Genomic DNA, 7140 nt, shown 5'->3' on the forward strand with positions numbered 1-7140 from the left:
GTCTTTGCTCGAAAAGCGTTCCTCACTCCTTAGGCCGAACAGGGAAAAGGAGCCCCTCAAGGCGCTGGCGGCCGTTGCGGCCGTTTGCGCACCGGCTCTATCGAGTCCGGCGTTGGCGCAGGACGCGAAGAGCCTCCCCTATTCCTTCGTTCCAAAGACCGGCGTGTTCATCGGCGCCGGCGGAAGCTTCAATTGGGATTGGTTCGATCAATCGCTCCAGGGCGTCTCCGGCGTTACCGATGTGTTGATCGGTCCGAATCTGGTCGCCGACGGGCAGGCTGGTGGACCTCCGGCCAATTTCGACCGCGACGATTCCGGTTTGGCCTTCGATGCCGAGCTCGGCTATGTCCAAAGATTGGGTGACGGGCCGTGGCTCGGTGGCATCAAATTCTCTTACAAATATCTCAACCTGGCATCCGACGATCACAACATCAGCATCCCGCAGGAAGGGTCCTTTACCACCACGGGCGGCACGCCGGTCACCATACCCTTCATGGGCTTCGTGCCCATCCGCACGTCCCAAATCAAAATCAGGAACCAGCTTGCTTTGATCCCTTATGTCGGCCGTTCGTTCGGCCGCTTCTACTTATATGCCGGCGGCGGCCCGGCTCTGTTCGACATCGAATCCGAGATCATCGATGCAGTCGGCTTCGCGGAGATCGGCGGCAACACCGTGAGCGTGACCGGAGAGCCTGCGAACTTCTCGAGTTCCGACTGGGTGTGGGGCGGCGCTGCGCAAGTCGGCGTGGACTACTACCTCGCTCCGACCTGGTTCCTGGACGCCAACTACACTTTCGCCCAGTCCGCCGAATACAAGATCAAATATTCCTCGCCCTTCACCAACCAGAACGGCCCGCTGACGAGCGAAGGGACGGCGAACCTCTTCGCCCGCCAGCAGGTCACAAGCCATTCCTTTGGCATCACGCTCAACAAGGTGTTCTGACTAGGGCAGCGTGACAGAGCCCTTATAGTGGCCGCCGGACAACGTGTCCGTGAGGTTCTCGTACATATAGCTCCCGCCGCCCGAGGCGCCCTGATATTTGCCGGTGCCGCCGGTGATCTTGTAGGTGTACGCCTTGAGGTGCGATCCTTCCTCCCACGACTCGAATTTCGTATCGCCGCTCGTGTAGGTGTCGATGCAGGTGCCGCTCGCCTTCCAGCTCTGATCCGGCATGTATTCGTATTTGCCGGGGCAAACCTGAGTGTATTTCGGGGCCGCCTCGTCGTCGGGGATGTCGACGCATCGGGCGGAGGCGTCCACCACTTTGTGCCCCTTCTCCAGCTCCTTCTCGTCCCACTTGTCCATAATGCAGACGAGCGCGCCCGCTTCCTCGACGGTCTGCGCGGCCTTTACCGGGGCGTTACCAAGGATCACAAACGCCGCGGGCACCGCGATGAAAAGCTTCTTCGGATTCATGACGAACTCCTTCCGCGCTTCGGTTGATCGGCGTCGTCAAGGTGACAGGCGATAGCTGGCGGGCCTAGTATGTAACGGTATCAGCGGCCCCGCAGCCGTTTGCAGCGGGCCGTCGGTCGGTGTGATGGAGCTGGGCCGTGACGGTCATCTCGCTCAATTGCCAGAGCGACTCCGAGCAAAAGGCCATCCGCGACCAGGTGGCCCGCATCGTCAACAGTCCTGCCTTTCAGCAATCGCGCCGGAGGCAGCGCTTCCTCGAATACATCGTCAACGAGACGCTGGCCGGACGCGGCGAGAAGCTGAAGGGCTATAACGTCGCCCTGGCGGTCTTCGACCGTCCCAGCACCTTCGATGCCGCCGTCGACCCGATCGTGCGCATCGAGGCGGCACGGCTCCGCGAAAAGCTGCGCGAATATTACGACACCGATGGGCAGTGCGACCCGATCCGTATCGAGCTGCCCAAGGGCGGATATGCGCCGCGCATCGAGTTTCGCGAGAGCCAAGCGCCGGCGACCGGACATGAACCATCGGAAATCACGCAACGGCCCGAACAATCAGCTCTATCGCAACACACGGCCAAGCTGCGGCGATGGCAAATCATCGTCGCGGTGCTCGCCTTGCTCGCGCTCGGTGGGCGCGCCGCGTGGCTGACCCGCGACCATTGGGCGCCGGCAGGGAAGGGGGGGCCTGGAGTTGCTCTGGCCGATGTCCCGGCCGTTGCCGTCTTGCCCTTCACCAACCTCAGCGGTGACCCGAAGCAGGACTATTTCAGCGACGGGCTGACGGAGGACATACTGACGGAACTATCTCGGGCGCGCGACCTTCGCGTTCTCGCGCGTAACACGACATTCCAATACAAGGGCGAGCCGGTCGACGTGATGAAGCTCGGACGCGACCTCGGTGCGCGTTACGTGCTTGAGGGCAGCATTCAGCGTAGCGACGACCGTCTTCGCGTCACCGCGCAGCTGATCGACGCAAAAACCGGGACCCATGTTTGGGCCGACCGCTACGATCGCGCGATGGCCGACGTCTTTCTCGTCCAGGACGAGATCGTGAATACCATCGTCGCCAAGATCGCCGGATCATACGGCGCCATCGAGCGCAACGAGGCGAAGGCCGCCGCGCGCAAGAGCCCGAACGAGGTCCGGGCGTACGACCTTGTCTTGCGAGCGCGCGAGACGATGCAATGGGATTGGACCAGCGAGACGTTCGCCAAGGCAAGGGGGCTCTTGAATGAGGCCGTCGCACTCGATCCAGCCAACGCACGGGCGCGCCGCGAGCTCGCCTGGTTTGCCATTTTGGGTTGGGTGTTCCGGCTGGACGAAACGCCGATGCCGCCCGCCGAGATCGTCGAGCAGGCCGCAAAGGCCGTTGAGCTCGACTCCGCCGACGCCCGGGCGAGAATGGTGGCGGCCTCGGCCTATTTCTTCACCAAGCAACTCGAGCTATTCGCCCGTGAAGCGGATCAGGCCTTGGCGCTTGCCCCTTACGATGCCGAGATCATCGCTGTGCTGGCGTGCATGATCTCGAGCGCTGGCGACCACGAGCGCGGGGTGGCGCTCGCCGAGAAGGCGAATGGGCTCAACGCCGATGCCGCGACCGGCTGGTACCATTCGACGGTCTACACTGCCGCTTATTTGCGCGGCGACTACGCCCGCGCGCTCGAGGTGGCGCGACAGAATCAGGATCAGGAGATGTTCTACTCCTATCTCGAAATCATCCCGATCTACGGCCAGCTCGGCATGAGGCAGGAGGCTCTCGACGCGTGGCGCATGCTGCAGAAGGGCTATCCCGGCGCCTCGGCCGAGACCTTCGATGATTGGTGGCGGCTGTGGAACATGCGCGATGAAGATGTCGCCAAGCTCATGGACGGCGTCTACAAGTCTGGCGTTCTAGACCAGCAAGCGGGGCAGTGAGCGCAAGTCACTGCGGCATATAGATGCCGTCGTCGCGGCAATATTGTTTGACGATCGACTCCTCCACGTCATCGAGCCCGACGCCGATCGGCAGGAACTCGGTCTTGCCGCGCGTAGGTCTGGCGAAGATGCCGGCGAACTTCCTGCCGTTGACGTAGCCGCACACGACGGTCTGCCCGTCGGCCGTCCGCGCCGCCCGGTAGCTCTTGCCGAAGCTGGGCGAGGACAGCTCCTTGACGTTGGTCGAAAGGCCCGCCTGGGCGAGCCTGATCTGCGCCGAAGACAACGGTACCGGCCGAAGCGGGCCTTTGAAGGCAAGATCCGGCGCGTCGCGCTGAGCGTAGTAGCTCTCGCGCTGTGCCGCGCAACCGCTAAGAGCGAACAAGGCGGCGAGAAGCGCGATCCGCAAGACCATCAAGGAACCCCCCAAGCCGAGCGCCGATTTTACCTAAGAAGCGCGGCGATTGGACCGTGTTCTTTCGGTGACGATTGCGCTTACACCTTCGGCTTGCAAAACTTGGAGGGCTCGGGGGGAGGGGCATGCGCCAGCGTCGGATCGTTGACCTCGTCGTGGCCGCGGCCTTATGCGCCGCCTGTGCGGCACCTGCGTTCGCCGACTGCCAGGTGATTTCGGCGACCCACGGCGGCAACAGGCAGGGCGAAGCCCTGAGCACGGCGCAGGCGCTCGCCGTGCGAAGCGCGAACGCGCTCAAGACGCAGATGAAGTGGCATTCGATCACCATGAAGGCGCAAGCGGTCAAGCCAGACCCGTTCTTCAAGACGGTGCGGCCGGAGGTGTCGACCGATCTGATCGTCGGCACCTATGTCACGGCGCGGACCTACACGACGTGCTGGACGGGGGTCACTGTGCCCTTCGTCTGCACCTCCGGCTCGCAAGTTTGCGGCAAGTAATAACCGGCTTAAGCCCATTCGCAACTCGGAGGCCTTGTATTCCGCGCTCGCGGGCATATCTTTTTAGGTTGATGCCGGCTGAAACCGGCCGTCGCACGGGGTTATCCATGGCAAAGTGGCTCGCGATCTTGGTACTGCCAGTGGCGCTTGCCGGTTGCGTGACGGAGCAGAAAACGGCTCTGCCCATGGCGCTTGGCCCCAGCGACACGGCGGGTGCGGCTTGCCTCGGCTATGGCGATACACCGACCTATGGCGACTGCAAATCGCCGGCGGCTCTATCCAGCGACACGAAGTAGTGGGACGGCCCTCGAGCGAGATGTCGAATACGCTTCCGATCGTAGTCCTGGCATGTTTGGCACTTGCGGCCTGCGAGGTCGGCCGCCTGAAGATGCCGATGACCCTGGGCCCGAGCGACAACCCGCCGCCCTGCGTGACCTATTCAGGCGCGCCCGCCTATGGCGATTGCAAAGCCAGCGGCAGCGTCTCGGTCCCGCGGCAGCCGCAGTAGCGATCAGCCTTTAGCGAGAAGAGCCGCGCGCTCGGCAAGCAGCGCGTCGAGCTTTGCCTGCTGCGCAGCGATGCGCTCGGCGTTGCGCTCCTCGTCGGCCGCACCCGAATAGGCCGCGGCCTGCTCCTGCAGCTGGCGCAGGTTGTCCTCGACGATCTGAATCCGTTTCTCGAGCTCCAAGAGCGCCGCCTGATCGACCATGGGGATGCCTCAGCGAATTCCTTGCCGGCATGCACAATAGCGGCCCGGCGGCGACAAACAAGCCGAGCAATATAGACCGGATAGCCGATGCTGGGGATGAAGCGAGGCGCGGACTAGACGGCGTCCTTGGCGGCCTTCACCGGGCGCACCTTGAGGACCTTGCGCGCAGGCTTGGCCTTGAACACCGTCGGCTCCTTGGTGAAGGGATTGATACCGGTGCGTTCCTTGGTCGCCGGCTTCTTGATCACCACGAACTTGGCGAAGCCCGGCAAAAGGAAGCTGCCGGTCTTCTTCATTTCCTTATAGCCGATCGTGGCCAGCGACTCGATGACGGCTTTGACGTCTTTCTTGGCAATAGAAACCTCGTCGGCGATTTTCTGGATCAGCTCGGACTTCGACATCATGTCATTTGTTCCTCTTGTAAAAGAAGCCCTGGGCCGCCTTGGCGATTTCCGGGCGCCCCCATATTCCGTGACGCTTGGCAGATTCGCAGCCGGTTGTCCGCAAAAATCTCGGCAAAAACTGTTGAAAGCGGCGCATAACCGGCGCAAATCCCGGGCGGCGAAGCTTCGATCCGCCATGCGGTTCAAAGCCGGAAGTTACTCGGCAAATGTCCTAAGCACTTCCGTGATGTTGCTGATTCTGAACTTGAATAGCATGCTCTTGGAGTTGGTCACGGCACAGTCGATATAGACGAACTTGTCGCCAGCCGGCGTAATCTTCGTCGTGCAACCCCCCATCGCTTGAGGATCGACTGTTGTCTTCCCGTCGATTGTCGTCTCGATCGTGTCGATATTGGAAAAAAGATTGCTGTTGTCGATTTGCCGGTCTTTTTTGCCGAAAAAGACATAAGCATTCTTGTTCTTGTCAATGAAGTCGAACGAGTATTTGTCGCCCTTGTAATGGGTATAGACCACCTTGCTCTGACAATCGTCCCAGCCCACCAGAATTTGATACTGGCATCCCCCGGTGACGGTTACGCTGTATTCCATCTGGTCGGCCGCGTCGGCTGATGCCAATCCGAGCAATAGAGCCGAGGTGGCGAGCGAAAGCTTCAGGCACCGCATGACTTCATGGTCCCCCGATTCCTTGACTTGCGCGTGATGCAAATCCGCGGCCGCCGATCATAATCGAGCGCGGGGCGCGGCTTTCATGAAGTTTTGTTGACAGTGGCGCCGGCGTTTCGCGGAGAAAAGCTCGCTAGCCGCGGCGCCGCGAGGGCTCAAGCTGGTGCCAGGCCCGGCAAGCTCTTAAGATGTACTCGCTCACAAGGCGGTTTGCGGGACAATCGAGGGGGATTGCACCATGGATCTCACGGGTCTTCTCGTTCAGGTCGTTTCCGGCGCGATCGGCGGCAGCGCCGTAGGCGCGGCAGCCAAGCAATATTCGCTCGGCACGTTGGGCAACGCGATCGCCGGGGCCGTCGGCGGCGGCATCGTGGGCCAGCTTGTCGGCACCTTCGCCGGGCAGATGATCGAGGGCTGGGTGGGCGACATCGCCGGCGGTGCGGTGGGCGGCATCGTCCTGACGCTGCTCGTAGGGGTCATCAAGAACATGACGCAGAAATAGCGGCCGCTCACGGGGCGCAGGTTTCAACGCTCAAGCCGGCATCGCGCGTGGCTTCCTTCACCGCTGCGATGACGGCGTCGGGCCGATCGGTCTGGATGAAGTGGCCCGCGCCACTCACCACCTCAAGCTTTCCCTTGGGAGACAGCCCGGGCAGTTTTGCTTGCGTCGCCTGCCAGAGCTGCTCGAGATCGGCAGACATTTCGTGATCGGTCGCAGCGAGCACGATGAGCGGCACCGGGGGGAAGGGCGGCTCGGAGTTTGCCGTCGCCTCGCCAAGCCGCATGCCCTCCTCCTCCGCCGCCGCAACCGATCCCGGCTCCGGCCTCACTTTGGAGACGAACACGCCCGGCGGCTCGAATTGGCTTGCCGCATCGATCAGCACCACGGCGGCGATGTCGCTGGGATAGCGGCGCGCAAAAATCTGCGCGTAGAACCCGCCGAGCGAATGGCCGACGACGACGTAAGGGCCCGGTAGGCCGAGCTTGCCGATCAAGGCATGAAGGCCTTGCGCAACGTCGTCCGCCATTGCCGGCCCCGACTCGGCGCGCGGACCGCTCGCGCCGATGCCAGGCCGGTCGTACATGACGACCCGCATGCACGAGGACAACGACTTCGCC

11 protein-coding genes are annotated in these 7140 nt (G+C 62.4%); 5 read left to right on the forward strand and 6 right to left on the reverse strand.

Features of this window, described 5'->3' with window-relative positions; all coding sequences use genetic code 11:
- Positions 1–943, forward strand: a 943-nt coding sequence (locus VFB18_RS11745; RefSeq protein WP_324975324.1) for a hypothetical protein, incomplete at its 5' end; no start/stop codon positions are given.
- Here the strand turns inward: VFB18_RS11745 and VFB18_RS11750 are convergent.
- On the reverse strand, positions 944–1417 hold the full coding sequence (locus VFB18_RS11750; protein WP_324975327.1) for a hypothetical protein: 474 nt from the start codon (positions 1415–1417) through the stop codon (positions 944–946).
- 137 nt (positions 1418–1554) lie between these two features.
- On the opposite strand from VFB18_RS11750, the gene VFB18_RS11755 reads away from it, so the two are divergent.
- Complete coding sequence (locus VFB18_RS11755; RefSeq protein WP_324975329.1) at positions 1555–3333, forward strand: hypothetical protein; 1779 nt, start codon at positions 1555–1557, stop codon at positions 3331–3333.
- A 7-nt stretch (positions 3334–3340) separates the two neighbouring features.
- Here the strand turns inward: VFB18_RS11755 and VFB18_RS11760 are convergent, their stop codons facing one another.
- Positions 3341–3748 (reverse strand): hypothetical protein, encoded by a 408-nt coding sequence (locus tag VFB18_RS11760; RefSeq protein WP_324975330.1) that lies wholly within the window; start codon positions 3746–3748, stop codon positions 3341–3343.
- Between the two features lie 125 nt (positions 3749–3873).
- Here VFB18_RS11760 and VFB18_RS11765 point away from each other — a divergent pair, with 125 nt between their 5' ends.
- Both VFB18_RS11765 and VFB18_RS11770 read left to right on the forward strand, forming a co-directional pair.
- On the forward strand, positions 3874–4245 hold the full coding sequence (locus VFB18_RS11765) for a hypothetical protein (protein ID WP_324975333.1): 372 nt from the start codon (positions 3874–3876) through the stop codon (positions 4243–4245).
- Between the two features lie 107 nt (positions 4246–4352).
- Positions 4353–4541 (forward strand): hypothetical protein, encoded by a 189-nt coding sequence (locus VFB18_RS11770; protein WP_324975335.1) that lies wholly within the window; start codon positions 4353–4355, stop codon positions 4539–4541.
- Positions 4542–4756: 215 nt separating this feature from the next.
- Here the strand turns inward: VFB18_RS11770 and VFB18_RS11775 are convergent, their stop codons facing one another.
- The 3 genes from VFB18_RS11775 to VFB18_RS11785 form a co-directional block, all read right to left on the reverse strand.
- Positions 4757–4954: a hypothetical protein gene (locus tag VFB18_RS11775; protein ID WP_324975337.1), complete on the reverse strand. Its 198-nt coding sequence runs from the start codon at positions 4952–4954 to the stop codon at positions 4757–4759.
- A 113-nt stretch (positions 4955–5067) separates the two neighbouring features.
- Positions 5068–5355 (reverse strand): HU family DNA-binding protein, encoded by a 288-nt coding sequence (locus tag VFB18_RS11780; RefSeq protein WP_324975352.1) that lies wholly within the window; start codon positions 5353–5355, stop codon positions 5068–5070.
- Between the two features lie 198 nt (positions 5356–5553).
- On the reverse strand, positions 5554–6021 hold the full coding sequence (locus VFB18_RS11785) for a hypothetical protein (RefSeq protein ID WP_324975340.1): 468 nt from the start codon (positions 6019–6021) through the stop codon (positions 5554–5556).
- A gap of 238 nt (positions 6022–6259) precedes the next feature.
- Here VFB18_RS11785 and VFB18_RS11790 point away from each other — a divergent pair, with 238 nt between their 5' ends.
- Positions 6260–6523 (forward strand): hypothetical protein, encoded by a 264-nt coding sequence (locus VFB18_RS11790; protein WP_324975344.1) that lies wholly within the window; start codon positions 6260–6262, stop codon positions 6521–6523.
- Between the two features lie 7 nt (positions 6524–6530).
- Here the strand turns inward: VFB18_RS11790 and VFB18_RS11795 are convergent.
- The coding region (locus tag VFB18_RS11795) for an alpha/beta hydrolase (RefSeq protein WP_324975347.1) at positions 6531–7140 on the reverse strand (610 nt) is incomplete at its 5' end.

The organism is Methyloceanibacter sp. (assembly GCF_035650995.1).
Classification (GTDB): domain Bacteria; phylum Pseudomonadota; class Alphaproteobacteria; order Rhizobiales; family Methyloligellaceae; genus Methyloceanibacter.